General features: G+C 40.4%; 18 protein-coding genes. 9 read left to right on the top strand and 9 right to left on the bottom strand.

All coding sequences use genetic code 11. The annotated features are described in order from the left end of the window. The first annotated feature begins 212 nt into the window (after positions 1-212). Positions 213-494, top strand: a complete 282-nt coding sequence (locus tag V7K56_RS04835; protein WP_334908137.1) for a hypothetical protein — start codon at positions 213-215, stop codon at positions 492-494. A 7-nt stretch (positions 495-501) separates the two neighbouring features. Here the strand turns inward: V7K56_RS04835 and V7K56_RS04830 are convergent, their stop codons facing one another. The 3 genes from V7K56_RS04830 to V7K56_RS04820 form a co-directional block, all read right to left on the bottom strand. Continuing rightward, a complete protein-coding gene (locus V7K56_RS04830; protein WP_334908135.1) occupies positions 502-747 on the bottom strand; it encodes a hypothetical protein in 246 nt (81 codons plus the stop codon). 221 nt (positions 748-968) lie between these two features. Continuing rightward, on the bottom strand, positions 969-2,648 hold the full coding sequence (locus V7K56_RS04825) for a tetratricopeptide repeat protein (protein WP_334908133.1): 1,680 nt from the start codon (positions 2,646-2,648) through the stop codon (positions 969-971). 2 nt (positions 2,649-2,650) lie between these two features. Next, the gene (locus V7K56_RS04820) at positions 2,651-2,884 is read right to left on the bottom strand and encodes a hypothetical protein (protein ID WP_334908131.1); all 234 of its coding nucleotides are present in this window, start codon (positions 2,882-2,884) and stop codon (positions 2,651-2,653) included. 873 nt (positions 2,885-3,757) lie between these two features. Here V7K56_RS04820 and V7K56_RS04815 point away from each other — a divergent pair. Next, positions 3,758-3,940 (top strand): CsbD family protein, encoded by a 183-nt coding sequence (locus V7K56_RS04815; protein WP_334908129.1) that lies wholly within the window; start codon positions 3,758-3,760, stop codon positions 3,938-3,940. A gap of 671 nt (positions 3,941-4,611) precedes the next feature. On the opposite strand, the gene V7K56_RS04810 is transcribed toward V7K56_RS04815, so the two are convergent. After that, entirely contained in the window at positions 4,612-5,706 is a 1,095-nt protein-coding gene (locus V7K56_RS04810) for a hybrid sensor histidine kinase/response regulator (protein WP_334908127.1), read from the bottom strand. Positions 5,707-6,380: 674 nt separating this feature from the next. Between V7K56_RS04810 and V7K56_RS04805 the strand changes: the two genes are divergently transcribed. The 4 genes from V7K56_RS04805 to V7K56_RS04790 all read left to right on the top strand — a co-directional run bounded on the left by V7K56_RS04805 (position 6,381) and on the right by V7K56_RS04790 (position 8,786). Continuing rightward, positions 6,381-7,100, top strand: coding sequence for a response regulator transcription factor (locus V7K56_RS04805; RefSeq protein ID WP_334908125.1), 720 nt, complete (start codon positions 6,381-6,383; stop codon positions 7,098-7,100). Between the two features lie 118 nt (positions 7,101-7,218). After that, positions 7,219-7,407, top strand: coding sequence for a hypothetical protein (locus V7K56_RS04800; protein ID WP_334908123.1), 189 nt, complete (start codon positions 7,219-7,221; stop codon positions 7,405-7,407). A 229-nt stretch (positions 7,408-7,636) separates the two neighbouring features. Next, entirely contained in the window at positions 7,637-8,083 is a 447-nt protein-coding gene (locus V7K56_RS04795; protein WP_334908121.1) for a transposase family protein, read from the top strand. A 112-nt stretch (positions 8,084-8,195) separates the two neighbouring features. Continuing rightward, the gene (locus V7K56_RS04790) at positions 8,196-8,786 is read left to right on the top strand and encodes an ISAs1 family transposase (protein WP_334908119.1); all 591 of its coding nucleotides are present in this window, start codon (positions 8,196-8,198) and stop codon (positions 8,784-8,786) included. 390 nt (positions 8,787-9,176) lie between these two features. Here the strand turns inward: V7K56_RS04790 and V7K56_RS04785 are convergent, their stop codons facing one another. The 4 genes from V7K56_RS04785 to V7K56_RS04770 form a co-directional block, all read right to left on the bottom strand. Further along, positions 9,177-11,057, bottom strand: a complete 1,881-nt coding sequence (locus V7K56_RS04785; protein WP_334908117.1) for an ABC transporter ATP-binding protein — start codon at positions 11,055-11,057, stop codon at positions 9,177-9,179. A 111-nt stretch (positions 11,058-11,168) separates the two neighbouring features. Continuing rightward, the gene (locus V7K56_RS04780; RefSeq protein ID WP_334908115.1) at positions 11,169-12,167 is read right to left on the bottom strand and encodes an aldo/keto reductase; all 999 of its coding nucleotides are present in this window, start codon (positions 12,165-12,167) and stop codon (positions 11,169-11,171) included. Positions 12,168-12,467: 300 nt separating this feature from the next. Then, positions 12,468-14,006 (bottom strand): amidohydrolase family protein, encoded by a 1,539-nt coding sequence (locus V7K56_RS04775; protein WP_334908113.1) that lies wholly within the window; start codon positions 14,004-14,006, stop codon positions 12,468-12,470. A 232-nt stretch (positions 14,007-14,238) separates the two neighbouring features. Next, a complete protein-coding gene (locus tag V7K56_RS04770) occupies positions 14,239-15,603 on the bottom strand; it encodes an LLM class flavin-dependent oxidoreductase (protein ID WP_334908111.1) in 1,365 nt (454 codons plus the stop codon). 956 nt (positions 15,604-16,559) lie between these two features. Between V7K56_RS04770 and V7K56_RS36935 the strand changes: the two genes are divergently transcribed. Together V7K56_RS36935 and V7K56_RS04765 are read left to right on the top strand one after the other, a co-directional pair. Beyond that, entirely contained in the window at positions 16,560-16,826 is a 267-nt protein-coding gene (locus V7K56_RS36935) for a pentapeptide repeat-containing protein (protein ID WP_442939912.1), read from the top strand. Between the two features lie 115 nt (positions 16,827-16,941). After that, positions 16,942-21,459, top strand: a complete 4,518-nt coding sequence (locus V7K56_RS04765) for a metallophosphoesterase (protein WP_334908109.1) — start codon at positions 16,942-16,944, stop codon at positions 21,457-21,459. Between the two features lie 119 nt (positions 21,460-21,578). On the opposite strand, the gene V7K56_RS04760 is transcribed toward V7K56_RS04765, so the two are convergent. Continuing rightward, a complete protein-coding gene (locus tag V7K56_RS04760) occupies positions 21,579-22,328 on the bottom strand; it encodes a sucrose-phosphate phosphatase (RefSeq protein WP_334908107.1) in 750 nt (249 codons plus the stop codon). A 183-nt stretch (positions 22,329-22,511) separates the two neighbouring features. On the opposite strand from V7K56_RS04760, the gene V7K56_RS04755 reads away from it, so the two are divergent. After that, entirely contained in the window at positions 22,512-24,338 is a 1,827-nt protein-coding gene (locus V7K56_RS04755; protein WP_334908105.1) for a metallophosphoesterase, read from the top strand. Positions 24,339-24,349 lie beyond the last annotated feature (11 nt).

The raw sequence follows: 24,349 nt of genomic DNA, 5'->3' as shown, positions 1-24,349 counted from the left end.
CGAAGTTTAATTAAATACATTTTCCTGGTATTAGTTAAATTTACAAAATATGTATGAGATATTTACTGCCAGAATTTAGATAACTATTAAATTGTATATTATTAACTAACCCAAGTTGCGGGTTATCTACCTCTGGATATTTCGTACTCAAAAAGTCGTGCGATGCCTTCGGTTTTTGCTAGCCTACGCTTACGACAAAGTATGCAGTGGCGATGAAAAGTGCTAAATCAGTTCCTCCTATCTTTTGTCTAGCTACAAAATCAAAAGTTATTGAATTTAAATTTGCTCCTAAGCAAGCAATCAGCTTATACCATTTCTTTGTGAGACTGCGCCAAATCCTTTTAACTTCTTTCTTTGTGTTCTTTGCGCGGCAGTTGCTTCAAGTCGGGGAACCCGCCCAACGCACTGCCTTGTCTTTGCGGTTCGTTTTTCTTTCTTGTACTTATGGTTTAGCGCATCTTCATACAGAATTGGTATTAGTATTTGAAGGATGACAAAATATCAATGGATAAAACCTGTCCCTAGCTGTATTAGTGCTTTTTCTACCCCATCTCGGAGTCTGTCGCGTACCCGTGCGCCCTGTTGCAGTGCTTCTTGGTGGTAATATTCCAGCAAGCACTTATCCGCATCGTCCATATCTTCAGGCAAACGGGAACGGTAAAATAACCGATAAAATAGCCCAAACTCGGCAAAGTTCTCACCGTTGAGAATCTGTTCTTCAAATTCGATATATAGCAGTCGAAGCATAGGTTAGGACTATGTTGGTTGCTGAAATCTTTGATAATACTGAGTAGAAACTCAGCACTTTGCTATAAGTCAGACGCGTCATCAATGAAGAGTCGCGCAGTAACCGCCAGCGAAAACCGTTAGTTGTGATCGCCTCTTTTTTAGGATACAACGAGGCAAGAAAACACGCCCTAGCCTCTTTTTTTGGAAAAGGGGAGTAAGTGGCGTAATATCATGTTTGACTAATTAACCCAAGTTGCAATGTTAAATTGCCTAATATCACCTTTCCAAGCTGTCTCCAATTCAGCTTTGACAACTTGAGCGGCCTCATCTTTGCCTAGTGCCTGCAAACTTGTCTGCAAGCCAAATAGAGAACGTCCATTATGGGGATATTTTTTTAAATCGGCACGAAAGACTTTCTCAGCTTCTCTATAGTCACCCTTAGCTAAAAGCACATCACCCAAAGATTCCCGCGTCGGAAAATACCAGTCTGGTGGTTCCACGTAATCGAGGGCATCTTCTGCTGCCACCGCTTTTTCTAGCAATAAAATGGCAGATTCATAATCATGCTTTTCTCTGGCAATTTTAGCGTCTAGAACTTTTGAGGCAATGTCTAAAATGCGACTAGCAAAACTGAATCCAATGGTTGCTTTGGTGGAAATTCCCTGTTTGGCAGCCAGTAATGCCCGACTTTCACTTGCTGCATCTTCAAGTTTGCCTGTAGCTGCGCTTGCCATACCGCGAGCAAAATGCCAAAGTGCTGTGGTAGTGGGCAATTTAGCTTTGGGAGCAGGAGTTTTTAAGATGGCATCCCAATCACTAAAGCGTGTCTGAATCAGCATTTTGCTGCCGAGGAATCCCTCAAGCATTGGTGCATACGGGTCAATTGCAGTAGCATTTGCGACTAGTTTATCTGCGGATTTAAGAGCATCTTCATATCTTCCTGCCATGCTGCTGGCCACCATGAGAAAATGTAGGTTGTGGTTGTAATACATCATGGGGTAAGTGCCCTGGACTTGATATTTTTTGATGTAAATATCATCTTGAGCGATCGCCTGCTCATTTGCCTGCATTGCCCCTTCATAATCTCCCACACGAAAATAAATATGAGCAGGCATGTGTACCAAGTGTCCCGCCGCTGGCGCTAGAGTTCCGAGTCGCTTAGCACTCACAAGGGCCCGTTCTGGAGAAGATGAGGCTTCCACTGCATGGATATAGTAATGATTAGCTCCTGCATGATTCGGGTTACGTTTGAGAACTGATTCTAAAACAGCCACAATTTCTTCTGTATCTGGCTGTGGCTTACCATCTTTAGTCCAATGCTGCCAAGGATGCAGATCCATCAGGCTTTCTGCATAAAGTGTCGCTGCATCCAAATCATCAGGATAGCGCTTGACTAGGTTTCCCATTGCTTTTGCGTAGTCTACCGCTAGTTGATACAAATCAGCACTGGCATCTTGAGAGTAACGTTTTGCTAAGGCGGTAATGTAGTCTCGTTCTTGGGTGGAAGCTTGGGTAGAAAGTGCCAAAGCTTTCTGTACCGCTTGGTAAGCAGCTAATTCCCGATTGGGGTCTATTTCTGAATTAATGTTGGGCCCCAAGGCTAAAGCAACACCCCAATATGTGATCGCTAAATGCGGATCGAGTTTGGCAGCGTATTGAAAAGAACGCACTGCCTCATCATGATTGAAAGCGTAAATTAAATTTAATCCCTGATCGAAAAAGTCTTGGGCTTGAGGATTAGAAGTAGAAACTGGATGCTGGATTGTGCCAAGTCCAGATATTAAGTTGTATGGCTGTTTTACTTCAGCGTAGACGTGTTGGTGTAGGCTCTTGTCGAGAAGCAGCTTGTTGTCAGATATCGCCGCAATAAAAGCTACTAAAGAGAATATAAGCACCCAAATTAGAAATAAATACTTCATGATTATTTTTCTTCAAGCTCTTTTTTAATATTCAAATGCCACAGTTTTTCTAAATAAGCAACTTGTCGGCAAAAAACAGCAGCTCGGTGTTTCTTATATAAATTAAACCCTACAAATATAATTATTGGAATCAAGACAGAACATCCAATGAAAATATTAACAGATGAATCAGTTTGCATCCTATAGTTTATATATTGGGAGTTGGGAGTTGGTTGAGTACTAAAATTTGATTGCATAAATATCTTCATAAATACTACAAGTAAGAAGCTATAAATAAACGTGGATAATTGTTCCTGCTGTCTTTGAGCAGAAATTAGTCACAAGTTCTATGAGGTACTTCAAAGCCACTGCTTAGACTTCTCTATGCCTTCTTGCACTAGCTAAACTATTCTTCAGTTAAAACCTGAAAAATTATGTTGATTTCTGCTAATTTTTGTGACAAAATCCTTGTTCTACAAGCTACTACTCCTAAAGTATTTACTGAAATTTAAACTATTTTTGGTGTTAGTTATTTCTAATACTTGCTTAAGTAGTTAAAGTTGCAGAAGTAATATACAGCAGATTGCAAGTTCATAAGTGAGTGTTAAGAAAGATGTGACTAATGTATAACCAAGCTATCGGGCACTCTCCCCGATAGGGCAGGTGGCAATACTTTTCGCTTTGTGCATTTTTAATTCGGAATAGGGTTTTGGGAAAAGGTTATTGGGTTTTGGTTAAAGGTTTTTTCTTTCACCTTTTCCCATTAACCGAGAAGTATTGGGGCGGATGGGTAGTGTACTAGACTTAGATAAAGAGCACTGTATTTACCATATCCAGTGGTAATAAGCCAAATTGCGGTTTATTATCATGGCTGTCTACCTGAAGTTAGAAATGATTTTGTCTGAAGATAGAACAATAAAATGATCCTTTCCCTCTTTTGGATATTACTTAAATTTCCAAAGATGAATCTTAAAGTGAAATAACTATGTACAATGGACACAAATATTTGTCATAAAAACATCGTCAGATAGAAGAATTAAAAGTTTTCTAGAAGTAATCTATAAACATTACAGCGCTTTTCGAGCAAGCAAGAAGTAATTAACACTTAACATACTTGAGGAACAAAAAATATGAGTATCGAAGATAAAGCAAAAGCTTTTGCTAAAAACGTCGAAGGAAAAGTACAAGAGGCTATTGGCGAAATAACTGGCGATCCTAAAGATAAAGCTGAAGGTAAAGCTAAACAAACTGAAGCCCAAGTCCGTCATACCGCTGAAAATATCAAAGATGAAGTTAAAAAGACTTTAGAATAGTACAGCACGATCAAGGTTTTCCTCGCTGTAACAAGTTGCTCAAGTAACTAGTACCGCAAGGCAAAATTCTTGCATTCAAAATTAAAACAGGTATACAGCATAAGCGTTTCGTTGATTTGGAATTGGTGGTTTACCAAAGCAGAATAAAGATGTCAGTTGCTAGAATTCAGTTGGGGAATTCTGTACGAGTGGCGAATGAATAAACGGCGTTTTTGCACCCCCGCTAAATTAAAAATTTAGCGGTCTACAATAATTTGGCGGTCTACAATTAGTGGTGGGTCTGAATTCCGCCACTATGAAAGTTCTAACTCCTGAATTCTGACTTCTGAATTCTTTTTCAATTTTATACAGAATTGGTATAAAATTTTCAGGTATTTTTTTCGCAATAGCGATCGCAAAACATTTTCTCAATCTATTACTGATTTTTTAAAAAGTGCTAATTCATAATTAATATTCTATTTACCTATCTTTTAACAGACATCCCAACATCACAAGGTAACTCTACTTATTCTATTGTACAGACAGCGTTATTAGGATTAAGCTTTATCGCTACTGTGACTATAGGATCAATTGCCTAGTACAATTTTAAACGTCCTGTAAGTTAGGAAGATAAAGAGCGTCCTGATATTGTTCCAGAAATTGATCGGTAATAATTCTTTGTCTGCTTACTTTTAGTTTTCGTCAGCTAAAGGTAGATGTATAGTAAATGTACTACCCTTGCCTGGTTCAGATGTCACATCGATTGTGCCTTGATGTGCTTCGATAATGCAGCGAGATAAATATAGCCCCAAACCACTACCAGAACGTTGGTGTTTCCCTTGACGAAATCGCTCGAATAATATTGCTTGATCTGGTTTAGAAATTCCTGGTCCTGTATCTTGGATATCAATATTCACAGCTACCGGAGTAAGATAGCAATGAATATTTACAGAACCTTTGTCTGTAAATTTGATTGCATTACCGATGATATTTGTCAAAACTCGTCGCAGTTCTATGCGATCGCCCATAATGGTGCTTGCAATTTCACCTCGATCAATGTTTACAGCTAATCCTTTTTCTTCAGCTAAAGGAGTTAATTCTTGGGAAACTTCACTAACTAATTCCTGAATATTGCAGGGAGAAATTTTTAAAGTTTTACAGCCCGCTTCATGACGATAAACTTCTAACAAGGTATTTACCATTTCCAGCAGGTCTTGATTGCTGCCAATCATGGTATCAATTATCTCTTGCAATTGTGGCGAAACATTGCAAAACCTGCCTTCCAGCAATAATTTTAATACGCGGTTGGAGGCTACTAGCGGTATACGTAAATCGTGAGTAAAACGCGAGACAAAATCTGCCCGGAGGTTCGCCATCTGATCTCGTTCATCGATACTATGCTTGAGGCGCAGGAGCGATCGCACTCGCGCATGTAGTTCATCAGGATCAAATGGTTTGCGAATGAAGTCATCTGCACCAGCGTCGAGTCCTTCAACAACGCTAGACTCATAGTGAGCCGTAAGCAGCAGAATCGGAATAAATGGCAACGCCTGATTCCGTCGGATGCGCCGAGTAAATTCATAACCATCTAACTCCGGCATCATCACATCTAAGAGAATTATGTCTGGCGGTGACTCTTCAACCATAGCCAGAGCAATCTTACTATCTTCTACCAAGCTAATTTCATAGTCCTCATCTTCTAGGACTGCTTCTAAGACCAGTAGATTGTCAAAAATATCATCGACAACGAGAATTTTATCTTTTTTGACAGTTTTAGGTAAAGACATGGCTAAATAAAAAAAGAAGTGCTTGGCTATCCCTAGCAAATCTAGTAATAGCTTACTTCACCAACGCTGAGATTATTAAGGATTCACATTTTCTTTTAGAGTTTCCTAAATAAAATACCTCTTGCCTACGTAATTATACTGCTTTTTTCTCCTTAATGTGTTTTTTTATAAGTATTTAGCCATCTGAATTATCCAACTAATATCAGTGCTTGGGTGTTATGGTGACTTTTTCTGTGCATAATCCTAGTTAAAGTAAGGGTAACTACTTAATAGTTACTTACTTCTGCTTGCTACCAAATTTTTAATGAAAAATTATTTCCCATAAAATATCAGGTTAATGTATAAAAATATTTTTTGATAAATTACAGCAGCTTTCAAGTAGATGAGGTAAAAAGTGCAAGACTCACGCAGTATCAGACAAAAAGAGTTTCTACTTCCTGCCTCCTGCCTCAAAACCTGTAGCTTTGTACTTCATGTAAAAGAAAACTGCTGTATATTGTCATATCGGAACTCTTGCCTTAAAAAAGCTTACGAGATAAGGTTATCTATGTCCAATGGTAGATGAAGTTCACGGAATAATACCAAACGCATTGCTTTTTGTATAAGATCCCGAATAGAAGAACGAGATTATTTTAATCTGTACTTTAGATAAATAACAGTAAAATTAAGCAACTATGAATGAAATCAAAATCCTTGTGATTGAAGATCACAACTTGACAAGAATCGGCTTGCGGTCTGCCTTACAAACCCAGGCAGAGTTTAACATTGTTGGCGAAGCAGCCAATGCAGCCGACGGCATTAAGCTTCTGAAAACTCTCAAGCCAGATGTTGCGACTATTGATATTGGTTTGCCTGACATGGATGGTATTGAGCTAACACGCATATTTAGGCAATATCAGGCAGAGAATGAGGACTACACAACAAAGCTGCTAATTTTAACGATGCAAAATAGCGAACAAGCAGTTTTAGCAGCATTTGCAGCAGGTGCAGATTCTTATTGCATGAAGGATATAGAAACAGAGAAACTAGTTGAGGCTGTGCAAATGACTTATGCAGGTAGCTCATGGATCGATCCAGCGATCGCAGACCTCGTACTACAACAAATACGTCAAGATTTCTCCGATGGCAACAGAGCCGCATCTGGAAAAAGAGTTTTGATTGAAGGTATTGACCCGGATGTTGAGAAAAGTATAGTTAGCTATCCTTTAACTCATAGAGAGATGGATGTTTTAGAATTGATTGTCGCTGGTTGTGACAATGCAGAAATTGCTAAAAGGCTCTATTTAACAGTCGGTACTGTTAAAACTCATGTTCGAGGTATTCTCAATAAACTCTGTGTTGCTGACCGGACACAAGCTGCTGTCCGTGCTTTGCGGGCGGGATTAGTACCGTGAGCAAGTAAGTAACCATCATCAACTGCGTAGACAAGAACACTTAACAAATAAAAATATTTTTTTCCCAGTCTCCAGTGAATTGTTTTTCGGTCAAAGCAGTTAACTGGGACAAAAATTTATGAAGAAATTGTTACAAAGTTTAGGGTTTGACTTTTTGATCTTAGCTTTTTGCGATCGCATCCTTGATGATATGCGAACTGACAAGTCAGCGCTTCGCTATCGCCCGTGGTTGATTACAAGTGAAGTGCGATCACATCTGTATTTTATTTCCTTGGTGGTAAAGTTCCCCCGTCACCTGCATCAGTAGACTTACAATAGACATTCAAGTCGATTTTGAGGATGTAGAAAATAACAATAGTAGCGATCAATGACGTATGCATATATGCCTAACCAAGATATACAGCATTTTGCATCTAAATGAAGTACATTCTTTACCCCCCTTAATCCCACGCCACTTGCTACAACGGAGGGAACCTCCGCAACGCAGTGGCTTCCCTTTATAAGGCAGGGCTGTTTCATTCCCTAAAAGATGTAAAATGACAAGCGTCGAGGGGATGAAAACAATGGGTGCAAATCTGATTGAACAACTACGGCAAGTAAAAGATTTTCGAGTCAAAGATGGGCAAAGACATCAATTGTGGATGGTATTGCTGTTTGTGATTATGGGAACAATGAGCGGCTACGTAGGATATCGTGCATGGGGAGACTTTGTAAAACGTCATCGTCGTGTATTAATTGATAAATTCAGAATTGAAAAACATGGCGTGCCATCAACCTCGACAATCCGTCGGATACTAATAGGAGTAGACTTTGATATTCTTGCCAAAATATTTAATCAGTGGGCGCAAAACTACGTTCATGTGGATACATCCGAGTGGTTTGGAATTGATGGTAAAAGTATCAAAGGAACTGTACAAGACTACAAAAACGAGTATCAAAATTTTGTGAGTATGTATCGGTATTTACTGAAGAAAGAGGGCTAGTCCTAAGTCTGAGCAAATTGGAGAACAAGCAAGGTAGTGAAATTAGCACAGTTCAAAATCTAATTGCGCTGTTAGATATTCAGGGTGTTGTTTTCAGTTTAGATGCTCTACATTGCCAAAAAAAACCTGCAAGCTAATTATTGATAGTGGCAATGACTATGCGATCGCTCTTAAAGCAAACCAAAAGAACTTGCATCGCCAAATTCAACATACTACGGATAATTCCAAGCCAACCAGTAGGCACATTGCAGCAGAAAGAACTCGAAACAGATTTACAAAACGCACTCTAGAAGTTTTTCATGATTTAACGGGTATCAGCCAAGAATGGACTGGCTTAAAATCATTGATTAAGCTCGAAAGAATTGGTACTCGTGCTGGCATTGCATATCACCAAGTTGCATACTACATTACTAGCCTAGTAAAATCTGCGGCTGATTTTGCCAAAGGTATTCGCGGACATTGGGGGATTGAGAATCGTCTTCATTGGGGAGGCAGCGCCGTGGGCGGGTTTCCCGACTTGAGGCGACTGCCGTTTAAGGATGTGATTTTTAATGAAGATCATTCGACTATACGTAAGGGGAATGCCCCTGCAAATCTATCGGTACTCCGAACGATGCCTTCGGCAAGGCTTCGCCAACGCACTCAATATTTGGCGCCGAAATGGTTATTCCTCCATCACCTCAGCCCAGATATTTACCTCTAATGATATTGACAAACTCTTATCCTTTGTGGAATGAAACAGCCCTGCCCTTAGAAAGGGGGTAAATAAGAAATCTTGTTCCCTCCCCTTAACAAGGGGAGGGTTAGGGTGGGGTAAAACTAACGCCCCTTAACAAGGGGAGGGTTAGGGTGGGGTAAAACTAACGCGAAAACCAAATGAGTAAACTATTTCAGACTTGTGTATACACCGTAGCCAATACATACGGGGAGGGTTAGAGAGGGGTATTAGGCATAACGCACCATCTGAAGACTTTGGTGCGTTACGCTACGCGATAACACACCCTACTTCAATCACATTACTTTAGTTTTATGGACTCTTTCCGGGACAATTCTTGAATTGAATTTGCAAATAAATCTCAAGTAGCGGCAAATGTCAAGCGATTATTCCCTGTTCGACGTTATCTGTGCCAGTGCGAACCTCGCGTATGGGTTCCTCGTCAAGATTTTCCGGTAGAAATCCACCTGCTTGCATTTTCCATAATCTGTAATAAGCACCACCCAGTGCCAGCAGTTTAGCGTGGGGGCCATCTTCGATAATGCGACCTTTGTCGAACACCAAAATCCTATCTAGATGGACGATGGTAGATAGTCGATGAGCTACCACAATGACCGTTTTCCCATTCATTGCTAAGTCAAGGGTATCTTGGATCGCTTTTTCAGTGATTGAATCGAGGCTGGAGGTGGCTTCATCTAAAATCAGAATCGGCGCATCTTTGAGAATTACACGAGCGATCGCAATTCGTTGTCTCTGCCCTCCAGATAACTTGACACCACGTTCGCCTACCAGAGAATTGTAACCATCCTGACTTTGGATGATAAAATCGTGAGCATGAGCTTTTCGTGAAGCTTCTATTACTTCCTCATCGGTTGCATCCAAGCGTCCGTAACGAATATTTTCCAGCAAAGTGCGATGGAACAGAGACGGATCTTGGGGAATCAAACTGATTTGAGCGTGTAGGGCATCCTGAGTCATGTCTCGAATATCGATCCCATCAATAGTAATCTCTCCAGATTGGGGATCGAACAAACGCAGAATCAGATTGACAAAGGTGGATTTTCCAGAACCAGAGAAGCCCACCAGTCCAACACGCTGTCCCGGTTGGATGGAAACAGAAAGGTTGGTGAAAACTTTCTTCTCATCCGAGTAGTTGAAATTCACTCGTCGAAACTCAATCTTACCTTGGGTAATTGAGTGGGCGATTGCGCGATCGCGATCAATTAACTCGTGCGGTTGAATGATGATAAAGACACCATTGGCGACATTACCGACATGTTCAAAAAATTCCAGAAAACGGCGGCTCAAATTCCGGGCTTCACTAATGATCAACAGCGACAGGCTGGTTGCGACGACGAAATCAGCAGTAGCAATCTTTCCTTGACTCCAGAGAGTGAGTGAGTAATATAGGGTGCTGATTTTCAGAATAGCAGCTGAGATGAACTGAAACCAGCGAATTCGCTCCGAATACCAATTGGATTTTCTTACCAGTTTGATTTCGCGCCCTAATTGCTCATTCAAATAACGTCGTTCAAAACCCAAGCGAGCAAATAATCGGCTACTAGTAAGATTTGTTACCGCGTCTACAATGATACCAGTTGTCTCACTTCTGGCGGCTGCGGCTTTCCGGGAGTAAAATCGGCAGCGAGTTGCCAGCCAGAACGAAATACTGATAAAGAGAACTGCCCATATTCCCACAAGTGCAGCTAGCGGAGGATAGGCGCGATACAGTATCGTTGTGGCGACGGTATACACAACAATTACTGGCATAAATTCAGTAATCATCATTTGCATCGTCTGGGTAACACCTAGAGAAGTTTCGCTAATTCGATGTGCCAATGCCCCAGAAAAACTACTGCTTAAGTAGCGATGCGAATGGTGCTGTAAGTAGGCATATAGCGATCGCACAATGTGTTGTCGGTGGATTGGATGGAGAATCGTATGCAAAAGTCCAGCCGATCGCCCGAATACCACTTCACCCACACTCAAGCCGATGAATAACATTAGGGGTTGCCTCATCGCATCAAAAATGGGCTTGCTGTCGCCCGTTGATCGCGTTACACCTCGAACGATCTCGCCAATGGCATAAGGCAACATAATGCCACAGGTTGCGTGTATAATCTCCAAGATAACTGCTAGCACATACCACCAGCGAAACTGGTTAACGAAATAGCAAATGAACCGAAATGGAGTTGATGGCAAATCTGGTGCATCAGCAGCACGTTGAAAGTATTTGGATTGTCTGGTCTTTTTTGTCATGAAAGTTCCGGTTTGCAAACGTCTAATACCAATTCGTAATGACGCTCCGACATCGCTAGTGCTGCGCTAACGTAATTCGTAATTATGAAAATCATTTTTTATAAATAGAAACTAACGCAGGGAATCTCCCCTGCGGTATTCGGCGGTTATGTCGTCTAACTTTTGTTTCAAATTGTCCTCAAGTTTTAGTTCTACAGCCTTGAGGTTGTCAGTAAGTTGTTCTGGACGGCTAGCACCAATAATGGGGGCAGTGATAATGGGATTAGATAAAACCCAAGCTACCGCCAAGGTGGTGAGGGAAAATCCAGCGAGATCCGCTACTGTGCGTAAAGCTTCGACAGTATTAAACTCGCGATCATGCCAGTAACGATCTTGATAACATTCTGCGGCAGCACCTAGCGTAAAACGCGTACCTGAAGTGGGGCCTTGAGCAAGAATGTGTTTGCCAGTGAGCAGACCGCCTGCCAAGGGATTGTAGGAAATTACACCCAATCCCTCTTCTTTCGCCAGAGGCAACAGTTCTCGCTCAATTTCGCGGAATAATAGGTTGTAGCGGGGTTGAATTGAGATGAACCTGGTTAAATTGCGCGTCTGGGCACGACCCAAGGCACGGGCGAGTCGGTAAGCTAAGAAGTTGGAAACCCCGATGTAGCGCGCCTTGCCAGTACGAACCACTGTATCCAATGCTTCCAGAGTTTCATCAAGGGGGGTGGAGGCATCGTCAGAGTGCAACTGATACAAGTCGATATAATCGGTTCCCAGCCGCCGCAGAGAAGCATCGATCGCATCCAAAATATGTTTCCGCGAAGCCCCCCGATCCCAAGGTGCAGGGCCAACTCGACCGACGCACTTGGTAGCCAAGATAAAATGTTCGCGTTTGCCTTTGAGCCAGCGCCCAACAATTTCTTCGGTGCGTCCGGCAGTGGCAAGCTCGCCGCCGAGGGGATAAACGTCGGCTGTATCTAAAAAGTTGATCCCACCATCGGCGGCGGTGTCGAGGATGTGCCTGGAAGTTTCTTCGTCGGTCTGCAAACCAAAGGTCATGGTGCCGAGACAGAGGCGCGAAACGGTCAATCCAGTTTTACCGAGATTAGTAGTTGGTAAGGTCATAGAGATGTTGTTAATTGAGAAAGTGGGGAAATTTTTAAATAGAATGCGACGTGCGTTCCGCCCCGCTTCTCTACGAGACGTTACGCGTAGCTTGCTTCCCTGGAGGGGTACGCTAACGCAAAACTAAAACCCTATGCGATATATCAACTCAGCCATAATTAGCCAAAAAAAATAACGATGTCGGTATTTTTGAGGCAGAGAGGCAGAAAGACAGGGTGCAAGGGGGAGAATGAGTAATTAATTTACCTCTTTCCCCTTCTGCTCCCTGCCCCCTGCTCCCTTGCTTATTCATCTCGCCTTTTACGCCACCACTAAACTCTTGTCCACTTGTTTAAATTCGGTCTTACCTACTTTAGATTCAATCGCTGTACCTTTGAAGAATTCGGGGTTAGCTTGGGTGTAAAACTTGTAGGGATTAGCGAATACATAGGACTTAAAGTCGGCTTCGGTCAGGACGCCTTCTTGCACAAGATCCCAGCTTTCAGCCAAGGGGGAAGTCAAGTCTGGGACATCCCAGTGACCAACATCAGAGGAATAGATGGCGTTGATCTTGACTCCTAAGGGATTGGCTTTGTCATTGAATGCCGTAGCGATCGTACGATCGTCAGACTCAGAACCAAAGAAGAAACTGTTCACCCAGCGATCGCGGATGTCTTCAATGGTTTCAATACCTGCTGCGGCAAAATCGTCCAATTCGCTATCAATGGGTGCACGGCTATAACGGCTGAATGAAGCTCCCAGTACAGTCTTGGTCAATTCATCTTTATTGAGGGAATGTCCTTGAGTAATTTCTGCACCGTAGCGCTCAAATATTTCAAACAACTCATCGGCATTTGTCAACGCTGGATTATAGTTTTGCAGTGCTTTGACATTGCGCTTGGAGAACCGATCTACCAAATGAATGTAGACGCGGGCACCCCAATCTGCACCACCTTCCAGCATTGCTACACGCAACTGCGGAAAACGCTTAGTAACACCGCCGAAGAACAGCGCCTTCGCAAATGCTTCCGAACCATCGGCAAAGTGACCGATATGGTTGTTCATGTAATTACTGATGGAGGAACGACCAGTCCAGCCCTGACTGCCGTAATGGGTGGTGACAGGTACTCCCAGTTCCACAACTTTGGCCCAGAAGGGATCGTAGTCGTATTCACTATCTAATCCGTAGAAGTCGATATAAGAAGCATACTTGGCGATTTCGGGGAATTTATCAGCTGGATATTTATCAGCGATCGCTTTGATTGGTCGTTTCACACCACCAGTGATATTAATTACCTTTAAGCCCAGTGTTTTAACAGCAAACTCTAGCTCCTCAATGCCTTCTTGAGGAGTAGTTAATGGAATGCCAGCTACCGGTGTCAAGCGATCGCTATATTTCCGATAAATATCAGCATGATAGTGATTAACCGCACGTTGCAATGCCTGACGATTCTCTGGACTAGCTCCAGCCGGTGCTAAAACATTATTCGGAAACAGCACTGAATAGTCTGACCCTTGCTCCGCCTGACGCTCATAGAGGAGTCTGGGGAGGGTGTAAGTAGCCAGATCCAGTGTGTTTTTGGTAACTCTGGCCCACCAAGGCGATCGGATTGTCCGATTATATTGACGTTCTTCAGGGGTTTGTTGATACCAGTCTTTACCGTTGCTCTTGGAGTTAAGACGTGAGGCTTCCGTCTTACGTAACTCATCTACAAGTTTCGCACCACCGTACTTAGCTATGTAATCCTCAAAAGCTGGGGTGAAATCATTGGTGTGAACGTCGGTGTCGATTACTGGATAATCAAGGGTTGCTCTGATTGCAGCAGAGCGTGAGGTCTTCAATCGGCTATATTCAGTCATGTTTTTTCCTTGCCTATGGCACAAAAATTACAGGGTTTTTTCAGTATTCAATGCTGTTATTAACAAATACATTTCCCGTAGAGACGGTGATTTATCGCGTCTCTCCACAATTCTCAAATTCTTTAGGGCGGCGATCTACAGAAGGTACGGATTAAAAGGTATGGCTTAAGCATCCATGAAAAATTCATTTACACTACAGCACTATAAGCACAGTGCAGATATGAAAAGTTATTTATGCCAACACCAATCTTTCATCTAGTTGTTTAGCGGCAAAACGATTGGTCGGACGACGCAATCCCAGGTTTTCACGCAAGGTACTACCTTCGTATTCAGTACGGAACAGTCCACGTTTTTGAAGGACGGGAACGACTAGGTTAACGAAGTCATCTAATCCTGTGGGAAGGATTGGTGGCATGATATTAAAGCCATCTGCTGCACCGTTGTTGAACCATTCTTCTAACTGGTCGGCAATGGTTTCAGGAGTACCGAGTATGGTGCGATGTCCTCGTGCAGTAGCAAGAGAGAGATATAACTGGCGCAGCGTGAGAGTGCCACGAGTAGCTAAATCTTTGACTAGTTTGAGACGACTTTTGTTAGTGTTGGTGTCGCTGGGTAGTTCAGGAGCTACATCATCTAAAGAATATTTCGACAGATCCACACCTTTGTAATAGTTCTTTAAAATCCCCCAAGCCACATCGGGATGGATTAACGATTGCAGAAATTCGTATTTCTCTTGAGCATCTGATTCGGTACGACCAATGATTGGAAAAGCGCCAGGCATAATTTTGAGATCGTCTGGCGATCGCCCATATTGTGCTAGCCTACCTTTGATATCAGCATAAAATTCCTGAGCATCAGCTAAGATTTGATTAGCAGTGAAAATTGCTTCAGCAGTGCGTGCGGCTAAGTCCCGTCCCGATTCGGAGGCTCCAGCCTGAACAATCACCGGGTAGCCTTGAGGCGGACGACCAACGTTTAAAGGGCCTTTTACAGAGAAATATTTGCCCTTGTGGTTCAATGTATGCAGTTTGTCTGGATCGAAATAAATACCAGACTCTTTGTCACGAATGAAAGCATCGTCTTCCCAACTATCCCATAGACCTTTCACCACTTCCACAAACTCTTCAGCTCGTTCATAACGCTGGCTGTGTTCCGGGTGATGCTCAAGGCCGAAATTACGTGCAGCATTCTCATTGCCTGTTGTGACTACATTCCATCCGGCCCGGCCCTTACTTAAGTAGTCTAGGGAAGCAAACTTACGTGCTAGGGTGTAGGGTTCTTCATAAGTGGTCGAAGCCGTGGAAATGAAGCCGATGTTTTGGGTTACAGAAGACAAGGCCGAGAAGAGGGTGACAGGCTCAAAATGGGCAATTTTACCATTGCGATGCTGAGTTTCTGGAGCGCCACCCCAGACTCCTGGACTGTCCGCTAAGAAAACTGCATCGAATAAGCCGCGTTCGGCAGTTTGAGTAATTTCTTTGTAATGCTCGAAATTCAGTCCAGCATTTGCTTGTGAATCAGGGTGTCGCCAAGCAGAAACATGGTGTCCGGTAGCTTGAATAAATGCACCTAAACGAATTTTGCGTGTTGTATTCATGCTTTTTTATTTTCTTAAAATTGCCTTAGCAGTAGCTCTATGATTGGTATCGCTGATTTGTATATATTTGAATAGCACGAAGAAAAAGTGAAACCTCGCCTTTATCAGGGTGTAGGGGATAGGGTGTTGGGTGTAGTGCTAAGAGACTTTGCATTTGAGAGTATGAAACCTAGCTCTACTCTTCTTATATTCCCTACACCCCAAAAGCAGTAATCTCAAGGGTTAGCACTTTTATTCGTGCCATTGGTATGGCTACGTCAGTACTGAATGTAATTATGGAATGCTCTCTAGCAACTAAGCTTACCGTTCAGTTACCTAGATAATTGCTCAAAAATCAAATAACCAAAGAGGGTTAATAGCACAGCAGAATCCCTAATTCTGCTGCTTGGTGCTCGAATTACCATAAATTTATCTAGTAATTTTACCCAGCAGATATGAGCATATACGATAAATACGAAAAAAGATGTGCTGGCAATCACAATCTTATGAAATACTAATTATTAGTTTCTCGAATATTAAGTATTACAAAATATTTGTTTGCGGAGTATATAGTTATCCCGGATTTCTCACAAAGGTTGAAGAAACAGGGGTTAAAAACTGCCAAAATCTATATTGCACAAGTATTTCAGCAGTTTAAGCATCACCCCCAATCAAATGGATTGTATACCGGAACAGTTCATATTTGATTTTATTACTAAAAATTTGATATTCCGTGTTTATCAATCTTATGTGTTTTTCTCTATCTTGCAATTATTCGGTTTTTACTTAGACATGCTCACGATTTGGAAGTATTTTGATGGTGTATTAATTAAATTATTCTAAATTTGGCTAACTCAAGTGTTTTTTTCTCACTTGTGAGAAATCCGGGTGACACTACAGAAAGAAATGCACTTGAAAGCGTTGTAAAAGCGGGATTTTTTGTGGTATATCTGTATTCAAAATAAATACAAATTTAGATGCTGCACCCAAGCATGAGTCAGGACAACTCCTGTCAAAATCTTTGTGGGTACTTTTTCAAAGGACAAAATCTTGAGGTGGCAAACTTTAGTGGCGCAGATATTTGCAGTGCAAATTTTACTGAGGCTAACCTAACAAAGGTGCAAACTTTAATCATATTTAAGCAGGACTCAAAAGCGTTAGGCTATTTTTTTAGTCTATGTTTCGTGTTTGCTATTTGTAATTTCAGCATTTGTCTTAGCCTTCGCTGGAGCCTTAATAGCTGATATATTTGTAAGTCCAAATGTTTATTATCAAAAAACAAAAAAACTCTGAAATACAGTATAAACACCCGCAAAATAAGAATTTAAAGCATTATTTACTCTGGATAAGGAACTCTACATGACAAAAGCAGACAATCAAATTCGCATTCTCCATCTGTCTGACATTCATTTGGGAACTAGTGCCCAAGCACAACAATACTTTACTCAACTTGCTGGCGACCTCACCCAAAATCTTCACCTCAAGCAGCTTAACTACTTGGTAATTTCTGGGGATATTACAAACCGCTCAACACAACAAGAGTACGAAGCTGCCTTTGAACTGGTTGATAAACTGGTGAAACGTTATCGACTCGTCTCCAATCAAATTATTATTGTTCCTGGAAACCATGACCTAAATTGGAAATTATCAGAAGCGGCTTATCTTCATTCCTGGGCTGACACACGCCCCAATCCCTTACCCGAAGGTAGATACATTGACCTTGGCAGATGGGGAGCGCTAATTTGTAATGAAGATGAGTATCAGAAACGTTTTAGTTATTTTAATGATTACTTCTACAAAAGAATATTTGGTGAGTCTTATCCTTTAGAGTACGATCGCCAAGCCATTCTACACCCTTGCCCAGAAGATAAAATCCTCTTTCTGGCTTTAAATTCTTGTTGGGAAATCGATCATGAATACAAAAATCGCTCTGGTATTCATCCAAATGCGATCGCCAATGCTCTCGACAAAATTTTAACTGAAAACTACAACGGCTGGCTGAAAATTGCAGTTTGGCATCATCCAGTTAATGGTTTTCAGTCAATGAAAAACATAGGTTTTCTGGAACAATTGGCGGTTAATGGTTTCCAGCTTGGCATTCACGGCCATATCCACGAAGCAAAGGATGAAAATTTTAAATATGATACTGGGCGTGGTCTGCGGATTATTGCTGCTGGAACTTTTGGCGCACCTGCAAAAGAACAGGTAACGGGGATACCACTTCAGTACAATTTGCTGACTCTCAATCCAGAAAGTGGGGTGCTGACAGTAGAGACACGCAAGAAGGAAAAAGTTGATGGTGCTTGGTCTGCGGATGCTCGCTGGGGTGACAAGAATCAACCTATGCCAAACTATACCATTGAATTACAGTATAGTGGGAACAGTTTTACCAATGTTGAAGCTGGCGATGTTACAGAAATTTCTGGTTCTACAATTCCCCTATCGTCACCGATTAAGAATATCTCACCAAATACGGAGCCAATAGAAGAAACAGTAGAAGCTCCTCCTTATGGAGAGTTGTTTTTCGGACGCACACAAGAATTAGAAGATTTAGAAAAATATATTCTTCAAGCTAAATGTCGCTTAGTTAGTTTAGTGGGGATGACAGGAATTGGTAAAACTACTCTGACTCTAGAGCTTAAAAATAGAGTTAAGAATAATTTTAAGTATATTATTTGGAAAAATCTCCGAATAGCTTACTCTTTTCATACTTTGCTAGATGACATAATTAGATTTTTCTCTCCTCATTCACAACCCGTTTATGAAAACATTAATCAGAGAATTCAGTATTCTATTAGTTACTTACAAAAAAACAAATGTTTGTTAATCTTGGATGACGTTACAGAAATTATCAATACTCAAGACGAAGAAGACTATTACAGAAAGGACTGGCAAGAGTTTGGTAAATTTATTGAAGAAGTAATCTTAACTCCGCATGATAGTTGTTTACTTTTAACTAGTCATAAAGATATCAGAGAATTAAACAACCATCAATTACCTTCAAGTTACTATAAAATTTTTCCAGTTAATGGCTTAAAAGTCCAAGATGTCAAATCAGGATTTTATCCAGAAATCTATTGTGAATCTGAAGACGAAGAATTTTATTGGCAAGATTTAACTGAATATTGTGGAGGCAATCCAGTTGCACTCAATATTGTCAAAAAAATAATTTTTGATACTTATGATGGGAAAATTGCCAGTTTTTTTGAAAAATATATTGACTATAGAGAAAGGCATAGCACTACTTCAAATTATCCTATATACATAGAAAATGATTTTCATCTTCAAGACTTGCCACCGAGAATTTCTCAACTTTTAGAGTATGAAATTAATCGCTTAAACCAATGTGATAATCAACTGGTATATGAATTTGCTATCCAGAATGAACCAATCAGCAAGGAAAAAATTAAAATTCGAGATAATCTAGAAAATTTAACATTAATTAATCATGAAGGTTCAATTGTGTCTCTTGTGCCAATGGTAAGAGATTATATTTTAAATCGTTTAATCAATACTATTATTGATGAAATTTGCAATCCCGATCGCAAACCAGAATTAATTAATAAATATCCTATATTTCACCAATCGGACGCCAAAGAATATATTAAAGAAGTACAAAAGCTTCGTATATTTGAGCCGATAAAAAAAGGAATACTTAAAAACCTTGGTGGAACAAAACCAGTCAAAGAACGTTTCAAAGCTATGCTATCAAAGTGGTCAGAGCAAAGACCACAAACTGGTTATATGGGCGGCAATCTTCTGAATTTGTTGTTACTCTTAGAAACAGATTTAACAGGTGAAGATTTCTCTAATATACCGATTTGGAATGCAGATTTAAAAAATGCAGAGTTACATAAAGTAAATTTTACTAATTCAGATTTATTAAATTCAACGTTTGCAGAAACCTTGAGTTCCATTCACTCTATTAGTTGCAGCCCCAATGGCAAGTATTTTGCAGCAGGAGATGCTAACGGTAACATTCGATTGTGGGAGACTCAAAACTATCAGCTTGAATTATTTAGCGATGACGAAAGTCACAGCCATCAAGTTTGGTCAGTAGTTTTCAGTCCTGATGGAGAAAATCTAGCTAGTGCAGGAGAAGATAATACTATAAGAATCTGGAATGTTAAATCAAGAAAGAAAATTAAGGAAATAAAAGATAATCAATGCATTTACTCTGTGATATTTTTAGATGCAAATATTTTAGTAAGTGCAGGAGAAAAACATATAGCTCTATGGAATCTAGCTACAGGGGATTGCTATAAAAAAATACCAATTGATCATGTATACTCTGTGGTCTTTATTAATCGTCATACCTTAGTTAGTGGTAGTCACGATGGAAGTGTATGCTTATGGGATATTAGTGATATTAATAATCCTCAGCATTTGCATATTTGGCAAGAACACAAAAAAGCAGTGCGTTGTGTTGCGTTCAGTCCCAATAGTCAGATGATTGCTAGTGGTAGTGAAGATGGAACCATCCGATTATGGAAGAGAAATCTCGATCAATCCTACAAAACTTTAAGCATTGACCAAATAAAGCAAGTATGGACTATTTCTTTTAGTCTAGATGGTGAAACTCTTGCTAGTGGTAGTAGCGATAAAAATCCTAGTGGAATTGATGAGCATCATAATATCAGATTGTGGAATATTGAAAGTGGTAAATTCTCAAAAATATTAGGCCCGTATAAGAACGGGCATAAAAATCAGTTACGCTCTGTAGCTTTCTGTACTCATCCCGAACATTTACTGATTAGTGGTGCTGATGACCATGCTATTAAAGTATGGGATGTAAAAACTGGTAAATGTCAAAAAACTATACAAGGCTACACTAATAGAATTTGGTCAGTCGCATTTAGTCCTGATGCTAAACTACTTGTTAGTGGAAGTGAAGATAATAAGATTCGCCTCTGGAATATTCAAGAAGGAGAATGGGATCGACAATCTCCAATAACATTTTCCAAACATACAGATTGGGTTTGGTCAGTAGTTTTTAGTCCCACTGGAAATAGAGTTGCTAGTGCCAGTGAAGACAATACAATCCGCCTATGGCGATTACAAAACGATAAATGGCAAGAAGAGGCTAAGGATAATTTAAAGAAAGAGCATACCGATAGAGTTAGAACATTAGCTTTTAGTCCAGATGGCAAAAAGTTAGCTAGTGGTGGTAACGATCGCCGGATAATTTTATGGGATGTTGAAACAGGTAAAGTTATCAAAGATTTGGATGAATCCTGTAATGGTCATACTAACCGTGTATTATCACTGTCTTTCAGTCCTAATCAAACATTGATTGCCAGTAGCAGTCGTGACAAAACTATTCGATTGTGGAATTATGAAACTCATGAAGTAAAAATTTTGGGAGAGCATGACAATCAGGTGCATTCGATTGCTTTTAGTCCCAATGGTAATTACTTAATTAGTGGAGGTTTCGATCATAAACTGAAATTATGGGATGTCCGAGCAAAAGAATGCATTCATACTTTTGATGGATATGACGGACATAAAGATAGGATACTAACTGTTGCTTTTCATCCAGATGGTTTAGTTTTTGCCAGTAGCGGACATGATAAAACTATCAGTTTATGGACTCTTGAAACAAAACAGCGTATTCGGATTTTAAAAGACCATGAAACTGCTCATGAAACTGCTCATGAAGCTGCTGTAGAATCTTTGATGTTTAGTCCGAAAGGAGGAATTTTAATTAGTAGTAGTCAAGACCAAACTATCAAAACTTGGGATATTTTCACAGGTAAGCTTCTTGATAAGATAGAACCACCCGATAGTAAGCCTTATCAAGGCATGAAAATTGCTCGGAGCAAGAATTTAAATGAAGCTCAAAAAGCTACACTTATAGCTTTGGGAGCAGTGGATTAAATAAATCGGAAGTATGGTTTTATAGTGGGGATTTAAACCCTAATATAAAACAAATAACTTATAATCTATGAGGACTCAAACCCTATTTTTGTGTTCAAGAAATTGCAAATCTAGACTTTTTAAATAAATTTAAAGTATTGCAAACCTTCTAAAATGCCAGCAGCATAATAGCTTTTCGCCAGATAACGATAATCTTTTAAGTTGGAATTATACCATTCAAGTAATTCCGGACGAGCATTACCAACGATGATTCCTCGTTCTTCTCCTATTTTAAATAAAGCTATATCGTTTCCTGAATCTCCACATACAACTGTTGTATGTGGGTTAATGTTCCATTTCTGCTGTAAAAATTTGATGGCTAAACCTTTATCACCATAAAGAGGCAAAATATCAAGGTCTTTGCTACCACTATAGATTAAATTGAATTTTAAATTATGCTTCTTTAAAGCAGATTGTAGCTGAGGTAAAACTTCTACAGCAGCTTTCTCTGTGAGATTATAGCTGATCTTAAAAGGACGTTGTTCTGACTGTTGTTGCAGAACTAGTTCCTCAAATTTTTCGGAAATTTCAGAAATTAAGTTACGATTCCAGCCATCAGATAATCTTTCTGACCACTTTTGGTCGGGAGCTTCATAATTAGAATCAAAGTAGATTTCAGTCCCGACTGAGGTGACAAGTGCGTTTGGTTCAAGAAGCGATTGTTCTTTTGCTAATTTCTTATATAATTTCAGCGATCGCCCAGTTGCATATACTATTTTTGTGCCATATTTTTGGCGATGCTTGTCTAGTTCGTAATTCAATTCCTTTAAAGCTTTTTCATCACCGACCAGTGTGTAGTCTAAATCAGTCACAAACAAAAATGGACTCATATATATTCAAAATACTAATATTTGATGGAACTTTAGGAGAATTTAGTTGGTATTTTTATTGTGTAAAAAACACGCAACCAACATAACTTTAAATTATGAGAATGACACTACAGATCGATGATGGTAGAAGAAAGTCAAATTTGTCTAATATTATATACCTTTTTGCTATAAAAGCAATTACTTATGGAACTGGGCTTTGATGATACCATTCTCAAATACTTTGATACAGAACTATACATGAGCAATGCAGACAACCAAATCCGTATCCTCCACCTCTCTGACATTCACTTGGGAACCAGCGCGCAAGCACAACGATATTTTACTCAACTTGCTAGTGATCTCACCCTGAATATTCGCCTCAAGCAGCTTAACTACTTGGTAATTTCTGGGGATATTACAAACCGCTCAACTCAGGAAGAGTACGAAGCTGCCTTTGAACTGGTTGATAAACTGGTAAAACGTTACGGACTCGCCCCTAATCGGATTATTATTGTTCCTGGTAATCACGACCTCAACTGGGAATTATCAGAAACTGCTTATACATTTGTTCCCAAAGGCAGACTTCCCAACCCATTACCAAAAGGAAAATATATTGATGCTGGCAGCGCGGGTGCATTAATATGCAATGAAGATGAGTATAAAAAACGATTTGAATATTTCAGCGATCGCTTTTATAAAAGAATTTACAATCAACCTTATCCCCAAGAATACGACCAGCAAGGCATTCTACACCCTTGCCTAGAAGATAAAATTCTCTTTGTGGCTTTTAATTCTTGTTGGGAAATTGATCACGAATATCGCGATCGCTCCAGCATACACCCAAATGCAATCGCCAATGCCCTTGACCAAATTCTTACAGGAAACTACGATGACTGGCTGAAAATTGCGGTTTGGCATCATCCAGTCAATAGTTCCGAGTCCATGAAAAATGTTGCGTTTTTAGAGCAATTAGCAGTTAACGGTTTTCAGCTTGGCATTCACGGACATATTCACGAAGCCAAAGATGAAAATTTCCAGTACGATACTGGGCGTGGTCTGCGGATTATTGCTGCTGGAACTTTTGGCACACCTGCAAAAGAACAGGTAACGGGTATACCACTTCAGTACAATCTCCTCACACTCGCTCCAGAAAGTGGGATGCTGACGGTAGAGACACGCAAGAAGGAAAAAATCGATGGTGCTTGGTCTGCGGATGCCCGTTGGGGTGATAAAAATAATCCAGTGCCAAGGTATACTATCGAGTTACGATATGGAAGTAAAACTGGTAATTATTCCAGTCAACTAAAAGCTTCAACGCCAGATAATCGTCCCAATCCTCAACAAAGTATTTTTGGCAATACACAAGTTGGTGGGAACATAACTGTTGGTCATATTACGCAAATATCCGGTTCTGGCACACCAAGTCAAGCTACAAACTCACCTGAAAACCTACCTTCAAAGCGCACTATTTTAATGCTGGCATCCAGCCCTGTGAATACAGCAAGATTGCGTTTGGATCTAGAAGCTCGGGAAATTAATGAGGGTTTGCGAAGGGCACAGCAGCGAGAACAGTTTATCTTGGAACAAAAATGGGCTGTTCGTCCTGATGATTTGCGTCGCGCACTTCTAGATTTTAATCCCCAAATCGTTCACTTTTGCGGACATGGTGTTGGACAGCAGGGGTTGGTGTTAGACAACGATGCGGGAGAGATGCAGTTCGTTTCGACTAACGCATTAGCAAGCCTGTTTAAATTATTTGCTAATCGAGGCGTAGAATGCATTGTGCTAAACGCCTGCTATGCCGAAGTACAAGCAGAGGCAATTTCTCAGCATATTAATTATGTAGTGGGGATGAGTGATGAGATTAAAGATAATGCAGCTATTAAATTTGCAGTCGGCTTTTACGATGCGCTTGGTGCTGGATGGTCGTATGAAGATGCTTATGAAATGGGTTGTAGCGCGATTGCTTTGGAAGGAATTTCACAAGAACTGATTCCTGTTTTAAAAAAAAGACCAATTAACAATAGCTAACTCTGCACTTT

Source organism: Nostoc sp. (assembly GCF_036917535.1).
Lineage (GTDB): Bacteria > Cyanobacteriota > Cyanobacteriia > Cyanobacteriales > Nostocaceae > Nostoc.
The sequence above is the reverse complement of the archived record's forward strand: the minus strand, read 5'-3'. Positions and strand labels throughout refer to the sequence as shown.

Coding starts and splice junctions, on each gene's coding strand:
- V7K56_RS04825 (WP_334908133.1), bottom strand. CDS start 2,648: ATGAAGTATTTATTTCTAATTTGGGTGCTTATATTCTCTTTAGTAGCT.
- V7K56_RS36935 (WP_442939912.1), top strand. CDS start 16,560: ATGCTGCACCCAAGCATGAGTCAGGACAACTCCTGTCAAAATCTTTGT.
- V7K56_RS04795 (WP_334908121.1), top strand. CDS start 7,637: ATGACAAGCGTCGAGGGGATGAAAACAATGGGTGCAAATCTGATTGAA.
- V7K56_RS04805 (WP_334908125.1), top strand. CDS start 6,381: ATGAATGAAATCAAAATCCTTGTGATTGAAGATCACAACTTGACAAGA.
- V7K56_RS04800 (WP_334908123.1), top strand. CDS start 7,219: ATGAAGAAATTGTTACAAAGTTTAGGGTTTGACTTTTTGATCTTAGCT.
- V7K56_RS04785 (WP_334908117.1), bottom strand. CDS start 11,057: ATGACAAAAAAGACCAGACAATCCAAATACTTTCAACGTGCTGCTGAT.
- V7K56_RS04775 (WP_334908113.1), bottom strand. CDS start 14,006: ATGACTGAATATAGCCGATTGAAGACCTCACGCTCTGCTGCAATCAGA.
- V7K56_RS04835 (WP_334908137.1), top strand. CDS start 213: ATGAAAAGTGCTAAATCAGTTCCTCCTATCTTTTGTCTAGCTACAAAA.
- V7K56_RS04780 (WP_334908115.1), bottom strand. CDS start 12,167: ATGACCTTACCAACTACTAATCTCGGTAAAACTGGATTGACCGTTTCG.
- V7K56_RS04755 (WP_334908105.1), top strand. CDS start 22,512: ATGGAACTGGGCTTTGATGATACCATTCTCAAATACTTTGATACAGAA.
- V7K56_RS04770 (WP_334908111.1), bottom strand. CDS start 15,603: ATGAATACAACACGCAAAATTCGTTTAGGTGCATTTATTCAAGCTACC.
- V7K56_RS04810 (WP_334908127.1), bottom strand. CDS start 5,706: ATGTCTTTACCTAAAACTGTCAAAAAAGATAAAATTCTCGTTGTCGAT.
- V7K56_RS04820 (WP_334908131.1), bottom strand. CDS start 2,884: ATGCAATCAAATTTTAGTACTCAACCAACTCCCAACTCCCAATATATA.
- V7K56_RS04765 (WP_334908109.1), top strand. CDS start 16,942: ATGACAAAAGCAGACAATCAAATTCGCATTCTCCATCTGTCTGACATT.
- V7K56_RS04760 (WP_334908107.1), bottom strand. CDS start 22,328: ATGAGTCCATTTTTGTTTGTGACTGATTTAGACTACACACTGGTCGGT.
- V7K56_RS04830 (WP_334908135.1), bottom strand. CDS start 747: ATGCTTCGACTGCTATATATCGAATTTGAAGAACAGATTCTCAACGGT.
- V7K56_RS04815 (WP_334908129.1), top strand. CDS start 3,758: ATGAGTATCGAAGATAAAGCAAAAGCTTTTGCTAAAAACGTCGAAGGA.